The 23270-nt window shown below is 59.6% G+C and carries 24 protein-coding genes; 21 read left to right on the plus strand and 3 right to left on the minus strand.

What is annotated here, in order from left to right; genetic code table 11:
* The 12 genes from DW732_RS06965 to DW732_RS07020 all read left to right on the plus strand — a co-directional run bounded on the left by DW732_RS06965 (position 1) and on the right by DW732_RS07020 (position 13168).
* Positions 1-1128, plus strand: a complete 1128-nt coding sequence (locus tag DW732_RS06965) for an ATP-binding protein (protein WP_118099147.1) — start codon at positions 1-3, stop codon at positions 1126-1128.
* Positions 1119-2819 (plus strand): regulatory iron-sulfur-containing complex subunit RicT, encoded by a 1701-nt coding sequence (ricT, locus tag DW732_RS06970; RefSeq protein WP_117798424.1) that lies wholly within the window; start codon positions 1119-1121, stop codon positions 2817-2819. Before DW732_RS06965 ends, ricT begins: the two co-directional genes overlap by 10 nt.
* Before the next feature lie 102 nt (positions 2820-2921).
* Positions 2922-3728, plus strand: coding sequence for a ComF family protein (locus tag DW732_RS06975; RefSeq protein ID WP_233539393.1), 807 nt, complete (start codon positions 2922-2924; stop codon positions 3726-3728).
* Between the two features lie 10 nt (positions 3729-3738).
* Positions 3739-4848 carry a hypothetical protein gene (locus tag DW732_RS06980; RefSeq protein ID WP_117763423.1) on the plus strand — a complete coding sequence of 370 codons (1110 nt, stop codon included), beginning with the start codon at positions 3739-3741 and terminating at the stop codon, positions 4846-4848.
* A 731-nt stretch (positions 4849-5579) separates the two neighbouring features.
* Complete coding sequence (locus DW732_RS06985) at positions 5580-6605, plus strand: ABC transporter substrate-binding protein (RefSeq protein WP_233505196.1); 1026 nt, start codon at positions 5580-5582, stop codon at positions 6603-6605.
* 317 nt (positions 6606-6922) lie between these two features.
* Positions 6923-7507 carry a ribosome hibernation-promoting factor, HPF/YfiA family gene (hpf, locus tag DW732_RS06990; protein WP_035137685.1) on the plus strand — a complete coding sequence of 195 codons (585 nt, stop codon included), beginning with the start codon at positions 6923-6925 and terminating at the stop codon, positions 7505-7507.
* 80 nt (positions 7508-7587) lie between these two features.
* On the plus strand, positions 7588-8541 hold the full coding sequence (locus DW732_RS06995; RefSeq protein ID WP_117763426.1) for a DegV family protein: 954 nt from the start codon (positions 7588-7590) through the stop codon (positions 8539-8541).
* A gap of 98 nt (positions 8542-8639) precedes the next feature.
* Complete coding sequence (locus DW732_RS07000; protein ID WP_117763427.1) at positions 8640-9719, plus strand: NAD(P)-dependent oxidoreductase; 1080 nt, start codon at positions 8640-8642, stop codon at positions 9717-9719.
* Positions 9720-9724: 5 nt separating this feature from the next.
* Positions 9725-10153 carry a hypothetical protein gene (locus tag DW732_RS07005; RefSeq protein WP_055310425.1) on the plus strand — a complete coding sequence of 143 codons (429 nt, stop codon included), beginning with the start codon at positions 9725-9727 and terminating at the stop codon, positions 10151-10153.
* A 15-nt stretch (positions 10154-10168) separates the two neighbouring features.
* A complete protein-coding gene (locus DW732_RS07010; protein ID WP_117798427.1) occupies positions 10169-10867 on the plus strand; it encodes a hypothetical protein in 699 nt (232 codons plus the stop codon).
* A 6-nt stretch (positions 10868-10873) separates the two neighbouring features.
* Positions 10874-11959: an isocitrate/isopropylmalate dehydrogenase family protein gene (locus DW732_RS07015; RefSeq protein ID WP_118099148.1), complete on the plus strand. Its 1086-nt coding sequence runs from the start codon at positions 10874-10876 to the stop codon at positions 11957-11959.
* Between the two features lie 126 nt (positions 11960-12085).
* Complete coding sequence (locus DW732_RS07020) at positions 12086-13168, plus strand: hypothetical protein (RefSeq protein ID WP_117798428.1); 1083 nt, start codon at positions 12086-12088, stop codon at positions 13166-13168.
* 108 nt (positions 13169-13276) lie between these two features.
* Here the strand turns inward: DW732_RS07020 and DW732_RS07025 are convergent, their stop codons facing one another.
* Both DW732_RS07025 and DW732_RS07030 read right to left on the minus strand, forming a co-directional pair.
* Positions 13277-13516 carry a helix-turn-helix transcriptional regulator gene (locus DW732_RS07025; RefSeq protein ID WP_118099149.1) on the minus strand — a complete coding sequence of 80 codons (240 nt, stop codon included), beginning with the start codon at positions 13514-13516 and terminating at the stop codon, positions 13277-13279.
* Between the two features lie 9 nt (positions 13517-13525).
* Entirely contained in the window at positions 13526-14164 is a 639-nt protein-coding gene (locus DW732_RS07030; RefSeq protein ID WP_118099150.1) for a DUF2975 domain-containing protein, read from the minus strand.
* Positions 14165-14867: 703 nt separating this feature from the next.
* Here DW732_RS07030 and DW732_RS07035 point away from each other — a divergent pair.
* The 8 genes from DW732_RS07035 to nagA all read left to right on the plus strand — a co-directional run bounded on the left by DW732_RS07035 (position 14868) and on the right by nagA (position 21560).
* Positions 14868-15311: a PTS fructose transporter subunit IIA gene (locus DW732_RS07035; RefSeq protein ID WP_117743271.1), complete on the plus strand. Its 444-nt coding sequence runs from the start codon at positions 14868-14870 to the stop codon at positions 15309-15311.
* Entirely contained in the window at positions 15311-15592 is a 282-nt protein-coding gene (gene yajC, locus DW732_RS07040; RefSeq protein ID WP_022094612.1) for a preprotein translocase subunit YajC, read from the plus strand. The genes DW732_RS07035 and yajC overlap by 1 nt, the downstream gene beginning before the upstream one ends.
* A 36-nt stretch (positions 15593-15628) precedes the next feature.
* Complete coding sequence (gene agaV, locus DW732_RS07045) at positions 15629-16111, plus strand: PTS N-acetylgalactosamine transporter subunit IIB (protein ID WP_089572404.1); 483 nt, start codon at positions 15629-15631, stop codon at positions 16109-16111.
* 90 nt (positions 16112-16201) lie between these two features.
* Positions 16202-17002: a PTS sugar transporter subunit IIC gene (locus tag DW732_RS07050; protein WP_089572403.1), complete on the plus strand. Its 801-nt coding sequence runs from the start codon at positions 16202-16204 to the stop codon at positions 17000-17002.
* Positions 16992-18074, plus strand: a complete 1083-nt coding sequence (locus DW732_RS07055; RefSeq protein WP_055251210.1) for a PTS system mannose/fructose/sorbose family transporter subunit IID — start codon at positions 16992-16994, stop codon at positions 18072-18074. The genes DW732_RS07050 and DW732_RS07055 overlap by 11 nt, the downstream gene beginning before the upstream one ends.
* A gap of 184 nt (positions 18075-18258) precedes the next feature.
* Positions 18259-18990 carry a GntR family transcriptional regulator gene (locus tag DW732_RS07060; protein WP_117735495.1) on the plus strand — a complete coding sequence of 244 codons (732 nt, stop codon included), beginning with the start codon at positions 18259-18261 and terminating at the stop codon, positions 18988-18990.
* Positions 18991-19104: 114 nt separating this feature from the next.
* Positions 19105-20271: an SIS domain-containing protein gene (locus DW732_RS07065; RefSeq protein ID WP_117743270.1), complete on the plus strand. Its 1167-nt coding sequence runs from the start codon at positions 19105-19107 to the stop codon at positions 20269-20271.
* A 119-nt stretch (positions 20272-20390) separates the two neighbouring features.
* On the plus strand, positions 20391-21560 hold the full coding sequence (gene nagA / locus DW732_RS07070) for an N-acetylglucosamine-6-phosphate deacetylase (RefSeq protein ID WP_117735494.1): 1170 nt from the start codon (positions 20391-20393) through the stop codon (positions 21558-21560).
* 75 nt (positions 21561-21635) lie between these two features.
* Here the strand turns inward: nagA and DW732_RS07075 are convergent, their stop codons facing one another.
* Positions 21636-22220 (minus strand): flavodoxin domain-containing protein, encoded by a 585-nt coding sequence (locus tag DW732_RS07075; RefSeq protein WP_233505087.1) that lies wholly within the window; start codon positions 22218-22220, stop codon positions 21636-21638.
* Positions 22221-22376: 156 nt separating this feature from the next.
* Between DW732_RS07075 and DW732_RS07080 the strand changes: the two genes are divergently transcribed.
* A complete protein-coding gene (locus DW732_RS07080) occupies positions 22377-23258 on the plus strand; it encodes an aldose 1-epimerase family protein (protein ID WP_117743269.1) in 882 nt (293 codons plus the stop codon).
* The last annotated feature ends 12 nt before the right edge of the window (positions 23259-23270 follow it).

A 23270-nucleotide genomic window follows, 5' to 3' on the forward strand; every position in this document is an offset into this window, starting at 1 on the left:
ATGGCCCCCGCTCAGACAAGCCTGTTGGCCAAGCTCGACACCCAAGAGCGCGTGCGCGACTTTTTGACCAATGCCGTCGCCGGCGGCCGCGCATCGCACGCTTACCTGTTTTTGGGTGCTCCCGGCGCCGGCAAGCTCGACGCTGCATGGGCGCTCGCCCAGGCCTTCCTGTGCGAGCAGGATGGCTGCGGCGCATGCGACAGCTGCGTGCGCGTTGCTCGGCATACGCATCCCGACGTGCACTATTACACGCCCGAGAGTGCCACGGGCTACCTCATTGCCCAGACCCGCGAGTTGCTCGATGACGTGCCGCTGGCGCCCATCCGCGCCAAGGCCAAGGTCTACATCATCGACCGCGCCGAGCAGCTGCGCGCCAACACCGCCAACGCGCTGCTCAAAACGCTCGAGGAGCCGCCCGAGGGCGTTATGTTCATTTTGCTGGGCACCTCGGCAGACGTGATGCTGCCCACCATCGTGAGCCGCTGTCAGTGCGTGCCGTTTCGGCTGGTGTCGCCCGCCGTGGCCGCGCAGGCCGTGAGCCGCGCCACCGGCCAGGACCTCGCGCGTTGTCGCATGGCGGTCGCCGTGGCGGGGAGCCCCACGCGCGGCATCGAGTTCCTTAAGAGCGCCGAGCGCCAGGACGCTCGCCGCCAGATGGTTCGCGCCATCGATTCGCTTATCGCCGCCGACGAGGCTGATGTGCTCAGCCTCGCCAAGTCACTCATCGTCGCCGTTAAGGCGCCGCTCGCCGAGGTCAAGTCCACGCAGGAAAAGGTGCTTGAGCAAAACGCCGACTACCTGTCGCGTGGAGCATTGAAGCAGCTTGAGGACCGCAACAGGCGCGAACTCAACGCGCGCGAGCGTTCGGGTATCATGGAAGCGCTGGCGAGCGCGCGGACGCTCATGCGCGATGTGCTGTTGACGCTTCAGGATGAGGCGGCCGACGTGGTGAACGAAGACGTGCGCGACACGATCGGTCGGCTTGCCGCCGCGACCAATGTTGCGGGTGCCACCCAGGCGCTCAAGGCGGTCGCAACCGCCGAGCGCAACATCGCCAGAAACGTTACTCCCCAGCTGGCCATCGAGGTCATGCTGTTCGATATCAGGAAGGCACTGAAATGCCGTTAGTCGTACCCGTTAAGTTTACCTACGCCTCGCGCGACCTGTGGTTCGATCCGCAGGATCTGGATATCCTCGAGGCCGATTACGCCATTTGCTCGACCGAGCGCGGAACCGAGATTGGCCTGGTCACGGCCGACCCCTTCGAGGTGCCGCAAGACGAGATCGGTCAGCCACTCAAACCCGTGCTGCGCGTGGCGAGCGACATCGACCTGCAGCTTGCCGACGACCTGGCTATCCAGGGCGACGAGGCCATGGTTGATTTCCGCCGTCTGGTCAAGGAACTCGACCTCGAGATGAAGCCGGTCGGCGTCGAGTACCTGTTTGGCGGCGAGAAGGCCGTGTTCTACTTTGCGGCCGAGGAGCGCGTCGATTTTCGCCAGCTCGTCAAGGACCTGTCCTCGACGCTGCACATTCGCGTCGACATGCGTCAAATCGGCGTGCGCGACGAGACCCGCCTGGTGGGCGGCTATGCCCAGTGCGGACAGGAACTCTGCTGCACGCGTTTTGGCGGACAGTTTGAGCCCGTCTCGATTCGCATGGCAAAAGAGCAGGACCTGCCGCTCAACTCGTCCAAGATCAGCGGTGTTTGCGGCCGCCTGATGTGCTGCCTGCGCTATGAGTTCGAGGCGTACAAGGACTTTAAGAGCCGCGCGCCCAAAAAGAAGACGCTTATCGACACGCCGCTCGGCAAGGCGCGCATCCAGGAATATGACACGCCGCGCGAGCAGCTTGTGCTGCGTCTGGAGAACGGCAAGGTCTTCAAGGTCAATCTGGCCGACATGACGTGCTCGGAGGGCTGCAAAAAGAAGGCCGCCGAGCAGGGCTGCAACTGTCGCCCCGACTGCGTGACGCGCGACGTGCTCGAGCGCATCGAGTCGCCTGAGATGCGCCTGGCGCTCATGGAGCTCGACCGTGAGAACGGCGTCGACGTGGGTGATGGTCTGTCGAGTGCCGACCGTCTGGCCGGTACGTCGATGCCCAAGCGCCGTCGTCGCGATGCTGAATCCGATGCTCGCGCCGGTCAAGGCCAGGGCGAGGGTCGTGGCCGCGGAAAGGGCCGCGGCAAGGCCGAGGTGCCCGAAGTCGAGGAGGCCGCCGGTGGCCGTCGTCGTCGCAAGCGCGCGGGCTCGGGCGATGTTACCGAGGCCGCGGCCGCGGGCAAGAACGCTTCCCGTGAGCGCGAGGCTCAGCAGCCCCAGCAGCAAAACCGCGGCGGTGGCATGAACCCCACGCGCCGTCGTCGCCGTCACCTGTCGAGTGAGGAGCGCGAGGACGCCTTCCGCGCCGCAGCTGCTCGCGAGGCTGGTGCCGCCCCCAAGGGTGGTTCGGGTTCCGATACGCCTGCCGACAAGGGTGGCAAGCAACGCAACGATGACGAGCGCGCGCCGCGTCCGCGCCGTCGCCATTCCTCGGGCGCGCAGCAGAAGCCCTCAGTGCCCTCCGTGGCCGATCAGGTCTCGGATGGCGAGGTCAAGGTCACGCGCCGTCGTCCCGGAGATGGCGGAGGGACTGCCGCCAAGGCTTCGCGTGGCGCCGCTCGCGATGAGCACGAGCTGCGCGAGGATCGCGGTAGCGAGGGTTCGGCCGATCAGGGCCAGAAGCGCCGTCGCCGTCGCCGTTCCCGCAAGCCGCGCCAGGATGGTGGCGAGGGCTCGACCCCGTCTTCGTCTGCACCACAACCGCCCGCCGGCGAATAACGCCTGCGAGCGGATTTAGCCCGCCTTGCCCCGAGCGCATCGGGGTATCATAGCGCTGAATCAACAACCCTCCCTGCGACCGAACGTAGGGAGGGTTGTGTCTTGAAGAGCCATCTGAACATATTGAGCCGTCTGCAGGGTGCCGGCGCCCTACCGTTTGCGGACGAATTGCGACCGTTTGCCGAGCGGGCGGCACGCGAGGTGCTTGAGGCATTGTCGCCAACACGATGTGCCGGCTGCGAGCGCGCCGGTACGCTTATTTGCCAAGACTGCCTGGCTGCGCTCACGCTCATCGACCCATGCCATAGCTGCATCCGATGCGGTGCCCCGTTTGGGGATTTGCTGTGCACTGAGTGTTCGGTCGAGGGCACGTCCTCGGCAATGTCGGAGGCGCTCGACCGCTGCCTGGCGTGCGCCGTCTATGCGCATCCGCTGCCGCGCATCATTAAAGCTTACAAGGACGCGGGCGAGCGACGTCTGGCTCCGTATCTGGCGGAGTTGCTCTACGACACCGCCCTGCATGCCCAGGTCGTAGCGCCCGAACGCTTAGGAGGCGTGCTGTCCGGTGCGGATGCGGTGGTGTTTGTGCCTGCGACGGAGGCAGCGTTTCGGCGGCGCGGTTTCGATCATATGGAGGCCATTGCGCGCCCATTTTGCGAGCTGTCGGGTGTTCCTCTGCTCGATGCCCTCGTCAAGTACGGCCATGGCGACCAGCGCGAACTCGGTCGTGAGGAGCGCCGCGAGCGTGCCCAAGGCATGTACGAGACGGTTGAGGACGTGCACGGCCGCCGCCTGCTGCTTATCGATGACGTTATCACTACGGGCGCGACGATGGCCGCGGCTTCGGCGGAACTCAAGCGCGCCGGCGCTGCGGCAGTCGATGGCCTTGCTATCGCACGTGTTTGGTAGGGGTGGTTTTGTGGCAGTAAAGATTGAGCGGCGCAACGAGCCGACAGGCGAACAGCTAGCGGCTTCCGTAATCCTAACAGGCGCCTCGGCGCTGCGCATGATGCGCGCCGAGCGCCGGCAGATGGGCTATATCAGCTGGAAGGACCTTGATCCCGATGAGGAGCGCCGCGTACTAAACGCTTCGTCGCCTTCGGCTGAGGACATCTATCTTCCTGACTTGGTGCGGATTGGGGCCGCAAGCGGCGAGGTGCAAGAGGATTTGTGCTTGCTGGTAGGGTCTGCAGCGCAGCGCCGCCGCATGCCTGGCGTGGGCTGGTCCGTGTCTTCCGGGTTGCCTGCCGGCTCGATTCTAGAGGTGGAGCCGGGGGTGTACAGCCTATCTCCCGAGGCCCTTTGTGTTGCCGTTGCACGCGAGGTCGGCTGCATCCAGGCGTTTGCCCTGACCCAGGAACTGTGCTCTAAGATTTCACTGAGCGACCGCGGGAAGTATCTGCCTCCCTACACCTCGCCCGTTGCGAACAAACTTGCAAAGGACAAGGACCAACCGACAGACGTGGGCTACTTTGAAGTCGAGCCAGTGCTGACGCCCGATCGCTTGGCAGATTACCTCGCGGTATGCAAGGGAAACGCGGCCAAACAATTGCAGCGTCTGTGTCCCTACTTGTCAGAAAACCTGCGCTCGCCCATGGAGTGCATCATGCTCGCCCTGTTTTCGCTTCCGTTTTCCTATGGAGGATTTGCCTGCGGTCCCTTTAAGACCGACTACAAGATCGAGTTCGATGATCGCGCGCAGGCAATCTCGGGGATGCCCCATGCAGTTTGCGATGCATATCAGGAGACAGCCCGGTTTGACCTGGAATACAACGGTGAGCTGGGCCATTCCTCCCGGAGGGGACGTACCCATGATGAAAAACGCAACACGGGCTTGATTACTATGGGAATCGAGGTCGCAACGGTCAACAACGAAATGCTTTGCGACATGGAAGCGATGGAAGCGCTCGCATGGCGCATCCACCAGCGTATGCGAAAGCGGTACCGGAATCGTGTCGATGCCCGCAGAAAGAAGCAAGAGGCGTTGCTTAACACGCTGCGGGTGTGTTTTGGGCTTAAGCCGGTCTAATTCGCGTCGAAAACGGGGGGTTAATCATATGCCCTGGCCAAAATATGGCAAATATGAGTACTGTCACTAAATCAGTAACAGCAAAATCAAAGAATTTAGGACTCGGAGGCGGCGTAAAGTAAGAAGATAATAAACAAATGTAGAATAACTAAGCATCAGGTTGGCGACACTGAGCGCGAAATCTGTCCGAGAGGCCAAAACTGCCTGTTACTAAATCGGTGACAGTACTCATATTTGCCATTTTTTGGTCACGGCACCCTAAGAAGGGTGCCCCGGAGCTCCCCACAGGGGAGCTTCGGGCTTCATAGGGGCACGAATAGCCCACTCCGACCTGCAAATCTGTACTCGCGATGCGAATGACGCCCCTAACCTTAAACTTTAGCTTGAACTTAGCTATAATGCGCTTCGTTCCTACCAGGCTGTGGTTGCGGACGGGCGAAATGCCCGTCCTAGTCCAAGACAGACGCGGTCAAAGGGATCCACGTAAGCGACCGCGTGCGCGCGGCGCGATCATGGCGCGTCCTAGATGTAAGCCGCACCGTCCGTTCTACTTTCTTTGGGGCAATACCGCCTCGCGGGCGAGCGGGTCAGTCGTGAAGGTGGCTGCGGCCTCCCGAGCAAACACCCCGGTGCGCAAGTGTGGGGTCAAATACCAGGTCAGCTGGTGGGAACAACCTGATATTCCGCGCAACGCACGGATCGTATACGACACAGAAGGCAGGGTAGTGGACATGGTGAGGGGCAGCTTGATGCACGCGGCTCGGTTAGGTGCTGGGACTGCAGCGGTCATCGCCGTTTTGGGCCTGAGCGGATGCGCGTTCAACCCGCTGTCTACGTTCACGACTCCCACGATCGACCAGATCGAGTACGAGACCGTCACGCCGGCGGTGTCGGATGATGCCCTGGTCACTCCCGGAACCCTGACGGTCGCCCTCGATACTTCCGATGCGCCACAGGCAATGCAGGGCGCCGACGGCGAGCTTACGGGGTATGCAGTCGACGCTGCCCGCGCCCTCGCAAGCCGCATGGGCCTTAAGGTCGCCTTTGTCGATGCGTCCTCGGCAGGTTCCGCACTCGGCGACAAAAAGGCCGATATCTTTATCGGCGAGATCAACTCCACGGACGGGGACATTAGCTCGCTCGGCGCCTGCCTGTACGATGCCGCTTCTGTGTTCGGTAAAACTAGCGATGGTGGGTCGCTCAGCGTTTCCACCGATACCCTTAACACGTCCACCCTGGGCGTTCAGATGTCCTCGGCCTCGCAGGAGGCGCTTGCTAAGCAGAGCATCACCGCCAACCAAAAGACCTATTCCAACATCAACGAGTGCTTTGAGGCGCTCGAGTCCGGCGAGGTCGACTATGTGATCTGCGACTCTACGGCCGGCGGCTACCTTGCACGCCTGATGAGCGAGGTCTCCTATGTCGGTTCGCTCGAGGCGCCCTCGACGCTTAGTGTTGCGGGCCTCTCGTCCAATGACGAACTGTGCCGTGCCGTGAGCGATGCCCTCGACGGTATTACGGCCGACGGCACGCTCGAGGCGGTCCACTGCGTCTGGTACGGCACGATGCCCTACGACCTCACCACTAAGACGGTTTCGGGCGCTAACGTGCAGCTGGGCGATTCTGAGTCCAGTGAGACCATGTCCTCCGGAAGCGAGTCCTCCGATTCCAACAATGAGACCGCATCCTCCGAGGACAAATCGTCCAGTCAGGAAGGCGCCATCACCGACGACGACATTAACAAACTCAATAGCTAGTTATTGCTAGGGGTGGCGTCTCCTATACGTTGGAAAGGACACCTCTTCACGGTTTCAACACGCACCGCCGGGCTTCCCCAATAGGGGAGCCCGGCTTTTTTGTTTCCGTAAAACCAGCAGGTCAAGGGCAATTTCCAGGAGAAAAACCAACTCAGCCGACGCTTTCCTATAGCGCACTTTGCCACGGAAAAGTGCGAGACTTCGGTATGCGGTATCAAGCAATCGTTATTCGGGTCTTTGGGAATTCGGGTGATTAAATGCACGGCAGTGGGTACATAGCCAGTACAGTAAGTCCCCGAGGCAGATTGGAGCCACGTATGGATATCAAGGTTTCTGGACGCAAGACGACGGTAACCGATGCTCTGCGTGCGCATGTGGATGAGAAGATCGGCGAGGCGCTCAAGGTTTTCGATATCGAGCCCATGACGGTCGACGTTGTGCTTCGCTATGAGAAGAACCCCTCGAACCCCAACCCGGCAATCGTCGAGGTTACGGTTCGTGCCCGCGGTTCGGTGATTCGCGTTGCCGAGCATGGCGCAGATATGTACGCCGCCATCGACCTCTCCGCCGATAAGGTCACCCGCCAGCTGCGCAAGTTTAAGACCAAGGTCGTGGACAACCGCCAGGGCGGTGCCAGCGCAGCGGATGTCGCACCGGTCGAGCGCGTCGAGGATTTGGCCGACCTGCTGCTGCCCGAGGAGGAGGACGATCTGCTCGTCCGCGAGAAGGTCATCGATGTCACCCCGATGACTGAGGAGCAGGCGCTGGTACAGACCGATCTGCTGGGCCACGACTTCTACGTGTTCGAGAACGCGACGACTGGCCTCATCAATGTGGTGTATCACCGTAAGAATGGTGGATATGGCATCATCAAGCCCCGCATCGAAACACTTGACGAGTAAAATACGTTAACTTGCATGAGTTAACGGCCGGCGGTCATCCCATGCGGATGGCCGCCTTTTTTACGTAAGGAGTCGCTTTGATGGACAAGGCTGCATCTACCGGCCATTCTGACCGCTGCCGCATCGTCGTCGATACCTGCTGCGACTTTAGCCCCGAGGTCGCTGCGAACCTCGATGTCGATATCTTGGGCTTCCCCTTTATCATCGATGGCGAGGAGCGCACGGACGATATCTGGTCGAGCATGAGCCCCAAGGAGTTCTACGACCGCATGCGCGCCGGCGCTCGCGTGTCTACCTCCGCCGTGTCACTCGGTCGCTATATCGAGTTCTTTACCGAGTGCGCCAAAGAGGGTACGCCCACGGTCTACCTGTGCTTTACCTCGGCGCTGTCGTCGAGCTACAACTCCGCGTGCCAGGCGGCAGATGCCGTGCGCGCCGAGTATCCCGATTTTGAGCTCTACGTGGTCGACAACGCTCTGCCCTGCGCGACCGGCGAGCTCTTGGCGCTCGAGGCCGTCCGTCAACGCTCGGCGGGACTTACCGCCAAGCAGCTGGTCGACTGGGCAAACGAGGCCAAGACCTATGTCCACGGCTACTTTACGCTCGAGAGCTTCGATGCGCTGGCTGCCGGCGGCCGCATTCCGCCCGCAGCGGCACAGCTCACGGCAAAGCTCGATGTCAAACCCGAGCTGTCTTACGACCTGGCCGGCTCGCTGTCGCTGATCGGCGTCAACCGCGGTCGCAAGAAGGCGCTCAAGTCCATCCTCAAGTCGTTTCGCGAGAACTACGTGCCCGACCGCACCATGCCCATCGCCATTATGACGGCCGATGCCGAGAAGGACGGTGACTGGCTCGAGGCCGCCATCCGCAAGGAGGAGGGCTGCGCCGACGTCACGATTATCCGCAGCTCCGTGGGCCCCACCATCGGCTCGCACGTGGGTCCTGGCATGGTGGCCTGCGCGTTTTGGGGCAAGAACCGCGCCGACAAGGCGTCGCTTTCCGACCGCATCGCCCGCCGTGTGCGCGGCCAGTAGACAGGCGCTGCGGCCGTAATCGCCCTCAACTCACAGCCCAAACGCTGGCACCGAGTATTCAACCTGGTAATAACACCCAACCCAAAAGGAAAGGTTTCATGGCAAACAAGCTCTCTGTCGCATTTATTGGCACCGGAATTATGGGTGCCCCCATCGCCGGCCACATTCTGGACGCCGGCTATCCCGTCACGGTCAACAACCGTACCAAGTCCAAGGCCGCGGCGCTTATCGAGCGCGGCGCTGTCTGGGCCGATACGCCGGCCGATGCCGTGGCGAACGCCGACGTCGTCTTTACCATGGTGGGTTATCCCTCCGAGGTCGAGGAGCTCTACCTGGCGGGCGACGGCCTGCTCGCGTGCACCAAGCCCGGCGCGGTCCTGATCGACCTCACCACGAGCTCGCCCGAGCTCGCGCGCGATATTGCCGAGGCCGCCCAGGTTTCCGGCCGCATGGCGTTTGACTGCCCCGTCACCGGCGGCGAGTCCGGTGCTATCGCCGGCACGCTCACGGCCATCGTGGGCGCCACCGAGAACGACATCGCCCCGGTCCGCGACATCCTTTCCACCTTTGCGGCAAATATCTGCTGCTTCGATGGCGCCGGCAAGGGCCAGGCTGCCAAGCTCGCCAACCAGGTGTCGCTGGGCGCCTGCATGGTCGGCATGGCCGATGCGCTGGCGTTTGCCGAGCTGAGCGGCCTTGATCTTGAGAAGACCCGTCAGATGATCCTGGGCGGCACCGGCAAGTCCGGCGCCATGGAGAGCCTGGCGCCCAAGGCGCTCGACGGCGACTACAAGCCCGGCTTTATGGTCGAGCACTTCATTAAGGACCTGCGTTTGGCGCTCGCCTATGCCGACGATCGCGAGCTTGCGCTGCCCGGCGCCGACGTGGCCTTTACGCTCTACGACATGCTCGACGCCATCGGCGGCGCCAAGCTGGGCACCCAGGCCATCACGGTACTCTACAAGGAGGAGGCCGACGCCATCGCCGCCGGACTGGACTGGTCGCAGTATCGTCCCGAGGAGCATGGTGCTCACGAGGAGGGCTGCGGTTGCGGCGAGCACGGCGACGAGCATGAGTGCGGTTGTGGCCACCACCACGGCGAAGACCACGAGTGCTGCGGCGGTCACGGTCACGATGACGGCCACGAGTGCTGCTGCGGCCACCATCACGAGGAGTAGCGCCCATGAGCTGGACGTTCGTGGTGCTCGCGCTGGTGCTCTTTCTCTTTGCGATCTACATTGGCTTTTTGTGCGGCCAGTGGGCCTGCGAAAAGCGCGTCATCACCAAGCGCGACTACTGGATTGCCAACTTTGCAGGAGCGGCGGCAGTCGTCCTGCTGACCTGGGTGTTCTCGCTGTTCCCGCTGGTGCAGTTTGCGCCGATCGGCTGGCTCGGCGGTTTTATCGCCGGTCTTAAGATGAGCTTTGGCGAGTCCGTCGGTCCGTGGCGCAAGCACGACGAGGTCTTTAACGTCAACAAGGCCCATCGCGCCGCCGCCGACGCGGGTGACGCCGAGGAGCGCCGCCGTGCGCGTCGCAATGGCGCGGCAGACCGACAGCTCATCTCGGTCACCGATGACAGCAAGGGTGCTGGCAAGCACGCTAAGAAATAGTAAGAAGAGGTAACTATGGCAGAAAACAAAGACGAACAGCTCACCGACGAGGAGCTGGCACAGCTTCAGCTGGCAGAGGAGAACGAGAACGCCGTCGACCGACTGGTCCAGGAGCTCGGCTGCCCCACGCGCCGCATGCGCCAGTTTGCCGCCCGCGTGCTGCACCTGCTTGCCGAGCGCGATCCGCAGCGCGTCGTGCCCTGCGTGCCCGCGTTGATCGAGGCGCTCGACCGCCCCGAGGCTCAGACCCGCTGGGAGGCTCTCGATGCCCTGGCGGCGCTCGCCACCACCTGCCCCGAGCAGCTGGGCGATGCCTTTGAGGGTGCCGAGACCGCGCTGTTCGACGAGATTTCCTCCACGCTGCGCTATGCCGCCTTCCGCCTGCTGTGCCTATGGGGCGCCACGAGCGTCGAGCGTTCGCGCGAGGCTTGGCCCATCCTGGACGAGGCCATCCAGTGCTACCACGGCGACCTCGAGTATCGCGACATGCTCGGTTGCCTGTACGAGTTTAGCCAGGGCGAGATCGACGCCGAGGTCGCCGACAAGCTCGCACTGCGCCTTAAGTTCGATGCCGAGAACGGCAAGGGCAGTTATCTCAAGGCCCGTTCGAGCGAGATTTGCGAAATGCTTGTTAAACGTTTTGGCCTGGAACTCTCCAAAAAGAAGAAGCGTGCTAGCGTTAAGAAATCTGACGACGCCGAAGACGAGGAGTAACAGATTATGGCGCACGATGTAGTCCTGATTCCCGGTGACGGTATCGGTCCCGAGATTACGCAGGCCATGCGCCGCGTGGTCGAGGCCACCGGTGTCCAGATCAACTGGAACGTCCAGGAGGCCGGCGCCGGCGTCATGGACGAGTTCGGTACGCCGCTGCCCCAGCACGTCCTCGATGCGGTCGCCGAGACCAAAGTTGCCATCAAGGGCCCCATCACCACACCGGTCGGCACGGGCTTCCGCAGCGTTAACGTCGCCCTGCGCAAGCACTTCGACCTGTACGCCTGCGTGCGCCCCTGCCTGTCGCAGCCGGGCGACGGCTCGCGCTTCCGCGACGTCGATCTGGTCATCGTGCGCGAGAACACCGAGGACCTTTACGCCGGTATCGAGTTCGATGAGGGCGCTGCCGAGGTCGAGGAGCTCTCGCAGCTCGTCGAGCGCTCGGGTCAGAAGACCTTCGCCGCTGATTCCGCCATCTCGATCAAGCCCATCTCCATCGCCAAGAGCCGCCGCATTGTGGAATACGCCTTTGAGTACGCCCGCCGCTGCGGCCGCAAAAAGGTGACGGCCGTGCACAAGGCCAACATCATGAAGGCGACCGACGGCCTGTTCCTGCGCGTTGCGCGCGAGGTGGCCGCCAACTATCCTGACATCGAGTTCAACGACAAGATCGTCGACGCCACCTGCATGGGCCTGGTCCAGAACCCCAACGACTTTGATGTCCTGGTGCTGCCCAACCTGTACGGCGACATCGTGAGCGACCTGTGCGCCGGCCTGGTGGGCGGCCTGGGTATGGCCCCCGGCTCCAACATCGGTGCCGACTGCGCCATCTTTGAGGCAACGCACGGCTCCGCGCCCGATATCGCCGGCCAGGATATCGCTAACCCCACGGCAGAAATTCTCTCTGCTGCCATGATGCTCGATCATCTGGGCGAGAACGATGCGGCCAATCGCATTCGTGCCGCCGTATCTGCCACGCTCGACGAGGGCGAGCAAGTTACCGGTGACGTGCGTCGTGCCCAGACTGGCTCCGTTGCGGGTGCCGTGGGTACGCAGGCCTTCGCCGATGCCGTTATCGCGCACCTGGTCTAAGGCATGCAGGCTGCAAACGCCTAAATAGTACTTAAGTGTTTGCGTATAACCTAAGAATCAATACGCCCGGCGCTCCGTCGGGCGTATTCTATTGGGGACTATGTTTCCTAACAAGGAGTAACCGATATGGGTTTGATTCAAAAGAAGGATGAGAAGGACGAGATCGACGGCATCCAGATCATCGAGCGCGGCGAAGGCCCCAATGGTGACGAGGATGAGAAGATCGATCTGGTCGCCGGTACGTCTGCCGAGCACATTGCCGCCGGTACGACGGCCGAGGAGGAGGACGCCCGTCTGGAGGCTCAGATCGCCGCAGATGCCGCTGACGAGAACCTCATGCCCGAGGAACAGGACGAGGACGATTCCGACGCGGACGATCATGCATCCAAGCACAAGAAGACGATGATCGCCGCCTTCGTGGTTACAGTCGTGATCGCTGCCGTGGTCGGCTTCTTTATTGGCAATGGCGGCTTTGGCGGCAAGGGTGTCGGTTCGGCGACCCTGACCGAGGACCAGCTCGATTCGACCGTGGCAAGTTATAGCTACAACGGCAAGAAGAGTGACATCACCGCGCGCGAGGCCATCGAGAGCCAGTACAGCCTCGACACCGTCAAGGACGGCGACGGCAACTACACGGCTCCTTCTGCCGACGTCATCCTGTCCTACGTGCGCAACAAGATTCTGCTCGATGCTGCCGAGGACGAGGGTATTACCGTCTCTTCTAAGGAGATGAAGAAGTACGCCGAGGATTCTATCGGCACTTCTGACTACGACACCATGGCCAAGCAGTATGGCGTCTCCAAGGACCAGGCCAAGCAGATCGTCCGCCAGTCCGCGACGCTGCAGAAGCTCTACAAGAAGAAGGTCGGCGACAGCTCCGCAAGCATGCCGACCGCCCCGACCGAGCCTGCTGACGGCAACGAGGAGACCGCGAGCAAGGACTACGCCGACTACATCATCAACCTTGCCGGCGACGAGTGGGATAGCTCAAAGGGCACTTGGAAGGACGCCGATGGCACCTACGCTAAGGCATTCGCCGACGATGCCTTTACTGCCGATAGCGCTACCTATAAACAGGCCATGACCGCCTATTACACCGCCTACCAGCAGTACTCCTCGCAGGCTTCGAGCGCCAGCTCCAAGTGGACCGAGTATGCTAACGGCCTGTACGCCAAGGCCAACATCAGCATCTACGGCCTGTTTGCGTAAGGTTTGCCTGAGCCGCCGAGCGCGTAGCTGAAATATCTGAATAGCCCGCTAGAACGGATGTTGTTCTAGCGGGCTATTTGCGTTTAGGCGCTGGTGGCTAAATTATGCCTATGAATCTTTAAGTCCAAAAAGATTATCGGCTTCATCGTCAGGCATATATTCCAGCACATCGCCCGGTTGGCAGTCGAGTGCCCGGCATATCGCGTCAAGAGTTGAAAAGCGCACGGCAGAAACCTTGCCCGTCTTGATGCGCGACATATTGACCTGGGAGATGCCCACGCGTTCCGCAAGCTCTTTGGATGAGATCTTGCGTTCGGCAAGCATGCGGTCGAGCCGCAGAATAATCATGGATTCCCCCTAGAGCAACTCGTCATCTTGTTTTTGCAGGATATACCCGTAGCGGAAGATGCTGGCAATCAGGCTAAAAATCAGGCCCGCAAAGAGCATGGAGAGGTCGAGATGCTGGCCGCCAAGCGCATCCGTAAAGCTACCGCCAAATCCTGAGAGTATCAGCCCTGTGACTATGGCACCAAAAAGTTTCACGGCGGCGCCGCCGATAAGGAACAAATGTCCTATTTGACGTAGTATGCGGATGCATTCGAGGTCAAAGGGCCTGCCCGCCTTTTCAATGGCGGAGAAAAACCTGTATGCGCTTAGCGCGATGGCAAGCGCGAGGCATGCCATCATGCCGCTCCCTATGGCAGTATGACCGTCGTGCGCGACAAGCATAAGAGGGGTCTGTTCGTTGGCGCCGACGAGAGCGAGAATTGGCCCTTCGCCAGCCGTAAGCTCTACGGATTGGAGACAGAACCCTTGGGAGAGGCTAGGCAATATGAATAGAAGTTCGATTGCAATGACTGCGAGGAGTGCCAGAGCGAGCGCCACGATGGTGCAGATTGTGCCCCATTTGCAGTAGCGAGTGAGCTTCCTCAGTTTGGCTATTGCCTGTTCACGGTTGATGGCTTCATTCGATTTGGATACGTTCCAGCGGATCATAGCTCCTCCAACCAATGTCTTGGATGATACTTGTATCTTATATTATAATTAATGATAAACGATAAACAATTACAGATTAGAGTAAGTAATGTTTGTGAGACGAATAGTGAGAGCTATAGCATATTCAGGGAATGGGAGTTTGGAACGCGGGTGGGGTGGACAAAGATCGATATTTCCTGCAATCGCGCAAATGCTTCATCGGGTCTCCCTAATTCATATGGGAAAACGGCTGCAAACGATTGCAAATAACCGGTGAACGGTCAAAAACTACCGTTCACCGATAATTTCTAAACTGGTTCTAACTGGTATTAAGTCAAAAAGACCAATTCACAAATCTTCACAATGAGCTGCATTTTTCCTACACGCTATATTTAGCCGCCCTACGTTGTTTAGACACAGGAAAAGATCCGATCTTTTGCCAAAACATTTCGAAACGGTTTCAAAACCGCAGGTAGAAGTGTTAACGACCGGTAAACGGTCGAAATATCACCGTGAGCGGTGCAAAAACGTTTTACCGTATGAATCAACGAAAGCGACCTATTCTGGGGTGATATAGTGACAACAACACGTCACGTGGTTACTACCAGTTTAGAAACCACTGGTCTTCAAAGAACGCTTTCTAAGAAGCTTTAAGGGCGAGCGCCCGCTGGCTTCCGAAAATCATCGGACACAGATCGTACACACCTTCGGAAGGGAAATTTGAATGGTTGGCTTTATTCTTACCGGTCATGGACAGTTCGCACCCGGCCTTGCAAGCGCTATCGCTATGGTTGCCGGCGACCAGCCTGCTTTTACCGTCGTTCCTTTTGAGGGCGACCAGGCTGCTTCCTACGGTGAGGATCTCCGCGCCGCTATTACCGCCATGCGCGAGGAGTGCGATGGCGTGCTCGTCTTTACCGACCTGCTTGGCGGCACCCCGTTCAACCAGTCGATGATGATTGCCCAGGATGTCGACAACGTTGAGGTTCTGACTGGCACCAACCTTCCCATGGTTATTGAGCTTCTGTTCCTCCGCGGCAATGCCACGCTCGCCGAGCTTGGCGAGCAGGCCGTGACCGTTGGCCAGACGGGCATCACCGCCCAGACGGTCGCATCCGTTGCCGGCTCCGACGAAGAGGATATCTTCGGCGACGAGGACGGCATCTAATGGCCGATTTCGGAGCCAACGTCCTGAGCTCCTCGGTTGCTCTTTTAGGCCTGCTTGTCATCATGGGCTTGATTTACACCATCTGGTCGCAAATCAACATGAAGAAGAAGCAGAAGTACTTCAAGGAGCTGCACACCGAGCTCAAGCCGGGTCAGGAGGTTCTTTTCGCCGGCGGTATCTACGGAACCGTCAAGGGCATCGAAGGCGAAAAGGTCCAGATCAAAGTCCGATCCGGTGCCGTCGTAGATGTTTCGCGTTACGCGATTCAGGAGATCAAGTAACTGTCGTCAGCAAATAACGAAAGGAAGCTGATCAACATGGCAGAACCCAACATTCTTCTTACCCGCATCGATAACCGACTGGTCCATGGTCAGGTCGCTACCCAGTGGAACTCCACCCTGGGCTCCAACCTCATCCTCGTCGCCAACGACGATGTGTCGACCAACACCATGCGCCAGAACCTCATGAAGATGGCCGCTCCCGCCGGCGTCGCTACGCGTTTCTTCTCCCTGCAGAAGACCATCGACGTCATTGGCAAGGCGAGCCCGCGCCAGAAGATCTTCATCGTGGCCGAAACACCGGAAGACGTGCTTACGCTCGTCAAGGGCGGTGTGCCTATAAAGAAGGTAAACATCGGCAACATGCACATGTCGGAAGGAAAGCGCCAAGTCGCCACCTCCGTCGCAGTTAACGACGAGGATGTCGCTGCGTTTAAAGAGCTGCAGGAATTGGGGGTGGAGTTGGAGATCAGGCGCGTTCCGAGCACGCCTGTTGAGGACACGAGCAAGCTCTTCTCGTAATCCTCGTGATCCACGTTGTCAGGATTGAAACCCTGACGTTCTGTACGTGATATCCAAAGTGCGTACATACATTTTGAAAGGAGGAGCAAGATGGAATACTCGATCATCCAGGTCGCTCTGGTCTTCATCGTCACGTTCGTCGCGGCAATCGACCAGTTCAACTTCCTCGAGTCTCTCTATCAGCCCATCGTCACCGGCGCCGTCATCGGTCTTATCCTTGGCGACCTCAACACCGGTCTTCTCGTGGGTGGTACCTATCAGCTCATGACGATCGGCAACATGCCGATCGGAGGCGCTCAGCCGCCTAACGCCGTCATCGGCGGCATCATGGCAGCCATTCTCGCTATCGCTACGGGCCTCGAGCCCAACGCGGCAGTCGGCCTTGCCATTCCGTTCGCTCTGCTTGGTCAGCTCGGCGTTACCCTGGTCTTCACGCTTATGTCGCCGCTCATGTCCTCCGCGGACAACATGGCTCATAACGCTGACACCAAGGGCATCGAGCGTCTGAACTACTTCGCCATGGCTCTGCTCGGCCTGATCTTCGCTGTCGTCGTCACCCTGTTCTTCATCGCTGGCGCTACCATCGGTCAGACCATCGCTTCCGCCATCCCGACTTGGCTGCAGACCGGTCTCTCCGCTGCAGGCGGCATGATGCGCTTCGTCGGCTTCGCCGTCCTGCTCAAGGTTATGATGAACCGCGATATGTGGGGCTTCTTCCTCATGGGCTTTGGCCTCGCGCTCATCACCGTTGCCAACGATTCTCTGGCAACCCCTGCCCTGCTCATCCTCGCTCTCATCGGCTTCGGCATCGCTTTCTGGGACTTCCAGCAGCAGACCGAGCTGAAGGGTGCAGCTGTTTCTGACGGAGGTGACTTCGAAGATGGCATCTAATGAGTATGTGATCCCGGAGCACTACGAGGATCTCACTCCTGCTCCGCAGCTCGACCAGAAGACCCTCAACAAGATGGCTTGGCGCTCCTGCTTCCTGCAGGCATCGTTCAACTACGAGCGCATGCAGGCCGCTGGCTGGCTTTACTCCATCATCCCCGGTCTGGAGAAGATCCACACCAACAAGAACGACCTCGCGGCTTCCATGAGCCACAACCTGGAGTTCTTCAACACCCACCCGTTCCTCGTCACCTTTGTTATGGGTATCGTGCTTTCGCTCGAGCAGAACAAGGTTGACATCCCCACGATCCGCGCCGTCCGCGTCGCCGCAATGGGCCCGCTCGGTGGTATCGGTGACGCCCTGTTCTGGCTGACGCTCGTGCCTATCACGGCCGGCATCACCTCCAACATGGCCATCAACGGCAACGCCGCTGCGCCGATCATCTTCCTGGTGATCTTCAACGTCGTCCAGTTCGCTCTGCGCTTCTGGCTCATGAACTGGTCCTACAAGCTTGGCACCAGCGCTATTGACGCTCTGACTGCCAACATGCAGGCCTTCACGCGTGCCGCTTCCATCATGGGCGTCTTCGTCGTCGGTTGCCTGGTCGTCACCATGGGTGGCACCCAGATCAACCTCCAGATCCCCAACGGCACCACCCGTGGCCTCTCCGCTACTACCGTGATCGTCTCCGAGAAGGAGGCCGAGAACTTCACCGGTATGGAGGGCATCGATACCGAGACCGCTGAGGCCGGTACCATCGCCATGACCGATAAGGACGGCAACGCCCTTACCGCTTCCGATGCCGACGGCAACGCTGTCGAGTGCGGCGTCACCGATCTGGGCAACGGCATGGAGTCCGTTACCTACGGCACCGTCACCGAGGATCCGGTCAACTTCTCCGTTGCCGACACCCTCAACACCATCGTCCCGAAGCTCGTCCCGCTTATGCTTACGCTGCTGCTTTACTACATGTTCGCTAAGCACAGCTGGACCCCGACCAAGGGCATTCTGCTGCTCTTCGTCCTGGGCATCCTGGGCGCTGGCCCGCTTGGTCTCTGGCCGAGCATCTGGTAAGGCTCTAGCTTGAGGGGTGTGTCCCTACGCGGCTCACACCCCGACCCCTTAAGCCATGTGTATGTTAAAAGCCGCGTGCTCGAAAGAGCGCGCGGCTTTTGTTTTCTTGATGATTCGGGTGTGGCAGACAGATAATGCTAAACACCCAAGGTAGTAGCCGAGTTTGAGAAAATGGGAGGATAGGATGGCGATCGGAGCGCGTAAGCAACCGCTGTACGATCAGCTGGTCGATATTCTGACCGAAAAGATTGACCATGAATATCGCGCCGGTGACATGATTCCTTCCGAGCGCGAACTTTCGGAACGCTATGGCCTCTCGCGCACTACGGTACGCCTGGCTCTGCAGGAACTGGAGCGTTTGGGACTGGTGGTTCGGCAGCACGGTCGCGGTACCTTTGTGACCGACCGTTCGGCAAAGGCAACCAATCTTATGCAGTCCTACAGTTTTACCGAGCAGATGCGCGCGATGGGTCGCGACCCCGAGACCACGATTCTCGAGTTTTGCGAGATGGAGGCCGATAAGAATCTGGCCGAGCATATGGGATTACGTATCGGTGATCGCATTTTTAAGCTCAAGCGCCTTCGTTCTGCCGACAACATGCCCATGATGGTCGAACGTAGCTATCTACCGGTTCGTCAATTTCTGTCCCTAAAGCGACCGCTGCTGGAGCGTAAGCCGCTTTACGATGTGATTGAGCAGGACTTTCAGCAAAAGATACGCGTGGCCGAAGAGGAGTTTTATGCGAGCATAGCCCGTCCCACCGATGCCCATCTTTTGGGAATTGTCGAGGGTTCGCCTGTGCTCGATTTGGTCAGGACTACGTATAACGAGTCAAACGAGGTTGTGGAGTATACGCTCTCGGTTGCTCGTGCCGATCAGTTTAAATACAAGGTTTACCACCAGCGTGGCGACTAGTGTTCACATCGTTTCCATGTGATGATTCTTTGCATTTAACTGGTTACTACCAGATAACCAACTGAAGTGTATAATTGCACGTCAGAGGATTACTTCTAGAGAGAGGTATTAGAAATGTTCGAGAAGAGTGTCGAGGAGCTCACCGAGCTCGGCGCCCAGATCACCACGGCCGAGATTGCTCAGCAGCCCGAGCTCTGGCGTGATACGCTCAACATCTATCGCGAGAACAAGGAGGCCATCGAGGCCTTTCTGGCCGAGGCTCGCGCTATGGGCGAGGGCCGTCTGTCCGTTGTCTTTACCGGTGCCGGTACGTCCGACTATGTTGGCGATACCTGCGCCCCGTACCTGCGTCACGCTGGCAACACTGATCTCTACGACTTTAAGCCCATCGCCACGACCGACATCGTGAGCGCCCCGCGCGACTTCCTGCGCGCCGAGGATCCCACGCTCGTGGTTTCCTTTGCCCGTTCTGGCAACAGCCCCGAGAGCCTTGCCGCCGTTGCCGTTGCCAAGGAGCTCGTCCACAACGTCAAGTTCCTCAACATCACCTGCGCTCCCGAGGGCAAGCTCGCCGTCGAGTCCGCTGATGATCCCAATGCGCTGACGCTGCTCATCCCGCGCGCCAACGACAAGGGCTTCGCCATGACCGGTTCTTACACCTGCATGACCCTGCTCTCTACCCTCATCTTTGACGAGGCTTCCGACGAGCAGAAGGCCGAGTGGGTCGAGACCATCGCCAAGATGGGCGAGGAGGTCATCGATCGTGAGCCCGAGGTCGCCGATTACCTGGCTGGCGACTTCAACCGCGTGACCTACTTGGGTTCCGGCTCCTTCGGTGGCCTTGCCCAGGAGAGCCAGCTCAAGATCCTCGAGCTCGCTCACGGTCTGGTCGCTACTTCCTACGACACCTCCATGGGTTATCGTCACGGACCCAAGTCCTTCGTCGACGACAAGACCCTCGTGTTCGTGTTCGTCAACAACGATGCCTACACCCGTCAGTACGATATCGACATCCTCAACGAGATCGGTGGCGACGAGATCGCTCAGCACACCGTTGCCGTTCAGCAGGATGGCGCTACCGTCTACGAGGGCGAGTCCTTCACCTTTAAGGGCTATGAGGCACTCCCCGAGGGCTACCTTGCCCTGCCGTTCGTGATGTTTGCCCAGGCCATCAGCCTGCTCAACTCCGTGCGCGTGGGCAACACGCCCGATACGCCGAGCCCCACTGGCACGGTCAACCGCGTGGTTAAGGGCGTGACGATTCACCCCTTCACCGCTTAATCGCGTCCCCCCTGTAAGGGCGCCCGTCCGCTCATAACGGCGGGCGGGCGCTTTCTGTTTTTACTAGGACCGGGTATAAGCATCACCACAGTCAACTGCTTTAGAAGCAAGGAGTGCATATGAGCACGTACGCAATTAAGGCTGACAAGTTCTTCTTGCCGGCAGGTCCGCAGCTGGGCGGCTATCTTATGGTCGAGGATGGCGTCTTTGGCGCCTGGCAGGCCGACAAGCCCTCTTGCGAGATTAAGGACTACACGGGATCGTGGATCGCACCGGGTATGGTCGATACCCACATCCATGGCTTCTACAACCACTCAACTACTGACAACGATCCCGAGGGTATCGATATCAGCTCGACCGAGCTCGCCCGTCGCGGTACCACCAGCTGGCTGCCCACGACGTTCACCGATGGCGTCGAGCAGATCAAGGACGCCTGTGCCGCTATTGCCCAGGCTGACGAGGGCCGCGGCCCCGACTTCTGCGGTGCTCGCATTCAGGGCATCTACCTGGAGGGCCCCTTCTTTACCATGAAGCACGTGGGCGCACAGAACCCCGCTTACCTGATCGACCCCTCCGAGGAGGTCTTCGACCAGTGGCAGGAGGCTGCCGGCGGACGTATCGTTAAGAGCGCCATGGCCGCCGAGCGCGATGGTGCTGCTGCCTATGCTGCCGCCCTGAACGCTAAGGGTGTCGTGACCAGCATCGGTCACTCTGATGCCACGTATGACGAGTGCGTCGCCGCCATCAATGCCGGTGCTAGCTGCTTTACGCACACCTATAACGGCCAGCGCGGTCTGCATCACCGCGAGCCCGGTGTTGTGGGCGCTGCTATGACCACCCCCGAGACCTACGCCGAGATTATCTGCGACGGCAAGCATGTGAACCCCGCCGCTATCAAGGCACTGCTGCAGGCTAAGGGCTGGCAGCATACGGTGCTCATCACCGACTGCTTGGGCTGCGGCGGGATGCCCGAGGGCAGCTACACCAGTGGCGGTATGGACGTTATCATGAAGGACAACCTGTGCTGGCTCGCCGACGGCAAGAGCATTGCCGGCTCGGTGCTCACGCTTGCCCAGGGCGTCAAGAACATTGTCGACTGGGGCATTGCCAGCGCCGATATCGCCATTCGCATGGCAACCGAGGTGCCGGCTCGCTCCGCGCACATCGAGGATAAGTGCGGCAGCATTATGCCGGGTCGCGATGCTGACTTTGTCGTATTCGACCACGAGCTCACCCTCGTCGAGACGTATGTTGGCGGCCAGAGCGTCGGCAACGCCTTTACCGAGTAACGATAGAAAAAGACGGCGGGCCCGAATCTGCTCGGACCCGCCGTATGGGTTAAACGCTCAAAAGCACCTTCACAGTTACAGCTTGTTAGCGATCTTCTTTGCTGTGCGCTTGACGCCGGCCACAAGACCTCCCGCAGGATGCTCCTTTTCGTAGGCTAGACGCTTCTCGCGCTTGGCATACTCTTCGACGATGATATCGCCGTACTCGTCTTCGATTTTGTCGAAGAAATCGACGGCGCCCTTAATTTCCTCGGCGGTTGGGTGTCCCTTTTGGACGCCGCCGGTAATCTTGAACGGTCCCCACGTGTCAAAACCGGGACAGCCGTAGACGCCCATAAATATGGCCTGTCTCATGCGGCAGATGCCATCGATATCCTTGCCGTACCACTTGTTTTTGCCACCGTAGGTCATAAGGCCAAACACCTTGTCCTGCGGCTGCAGCACGTTGGTGAGCACGCGTGCCATATCTTTGTCGATCTCGGAGTAATAAATGCCCGTAGCGACACCGATTAGATGATATTCGTGCAGGTCGGGATACTCGTTTTTTCCGAGCGTTTTTACATCGAGGGTATCGATCTCGGGGTGCGCCTCAACGATGGCGTCCACGAGCTTTTTCGTATTGCCGTGGTGACGCGAGGCGTAGAGGATGATGGTTCGCATAAGAAGGCCTTTCAGCTGTAATGACGTCAATGTCTGTATGGTACCCCGTTGCATGGCTAGGATACCGGACGCATCGATGAACATGCGGGTTTGTCCTTTGGTTAGGGCCGAGACGGGTACTTGCGAGCAAAAAGCAGTTGTTCGAAAGGATGGGCAATGGAATACGCTCTCTCCAACGATTCGATCTCTATCAAGGTTTCCACAGCCGGCGGCTCGTTTACCTCGATTGAGGCCGACGGTCGCGAGTATTTGTGGCAGGGCGATCCTGCCGTGTGGTCCGGCCAGGCGCCGATTTGCTTCCCGATTTGCGGAGGTCTGCGCGACGGCAGCGCCATGACGTTCGCCGGGCATCATGTGAAGCTCGCCCGTCACGGGTTTGCGCGCAAGCAGGAGTGGAAACTGCTGAGCCAAAGCACGAACGAGCTGGCTGTGTGTCTGGCATCCGAGGATAACGCTGCATTGCTGAAAGATTATCCGTATCCGTTCAAGCTCGTCGCCCGCTATACGCTTGAGGACGCTGCCGTGCGTGTCTCCTATGAGGTCACCAATGAGGGCACCGAGGACATGCCGTTCTTTATCGGTGGACATCCTGGCTTTAGGTGCCCACTCGACGAGGGTGAGGCCTATACGGACTACGAGCTGCGCTTTGAGAAGGACGAGGCTGCGGAACTCTGCACTGCCGTTCCCTCGACTGGATTGATCGATGTGGACAGGCGTTCCAAGAATCCCATGGTGGGAAAGACGCTGCCTCTGTCGCATGAGCTCTTCGATTTTGCGGAGACCATCTTTGACGTGCTCGAGAGCCGTCAGGTCACGCTTTCCAAGAAGGGCGAGGACAAGGGTGTTCGCCTGAGCTTTGAGGGCTTCCCGTATCTTATTGTGTGGAGTAAGCCCGAGGGTGATTTTGTGGCAGTTGAGCCCTGGGGTGGCCTTTCGACCTGTTCCGATGAGGATGACGTGCTTGAGCATAAGCGCGGCTGCCTGATCGCCAAGCCCAAAGAAACCATCGTGCGCTCGTTCACGATCGAGATTCTGTAATTCCGTTTTGTC

Origin of the sequence: Collinsella sp. AM28-11LB, from assembly GCF_003469895.1 — a bacterium.
GTDB lineage: Bacteria > Actinomycetota > Coriobacteriia > Coriobacteriales > Coriobacteriaceae > Collinsella.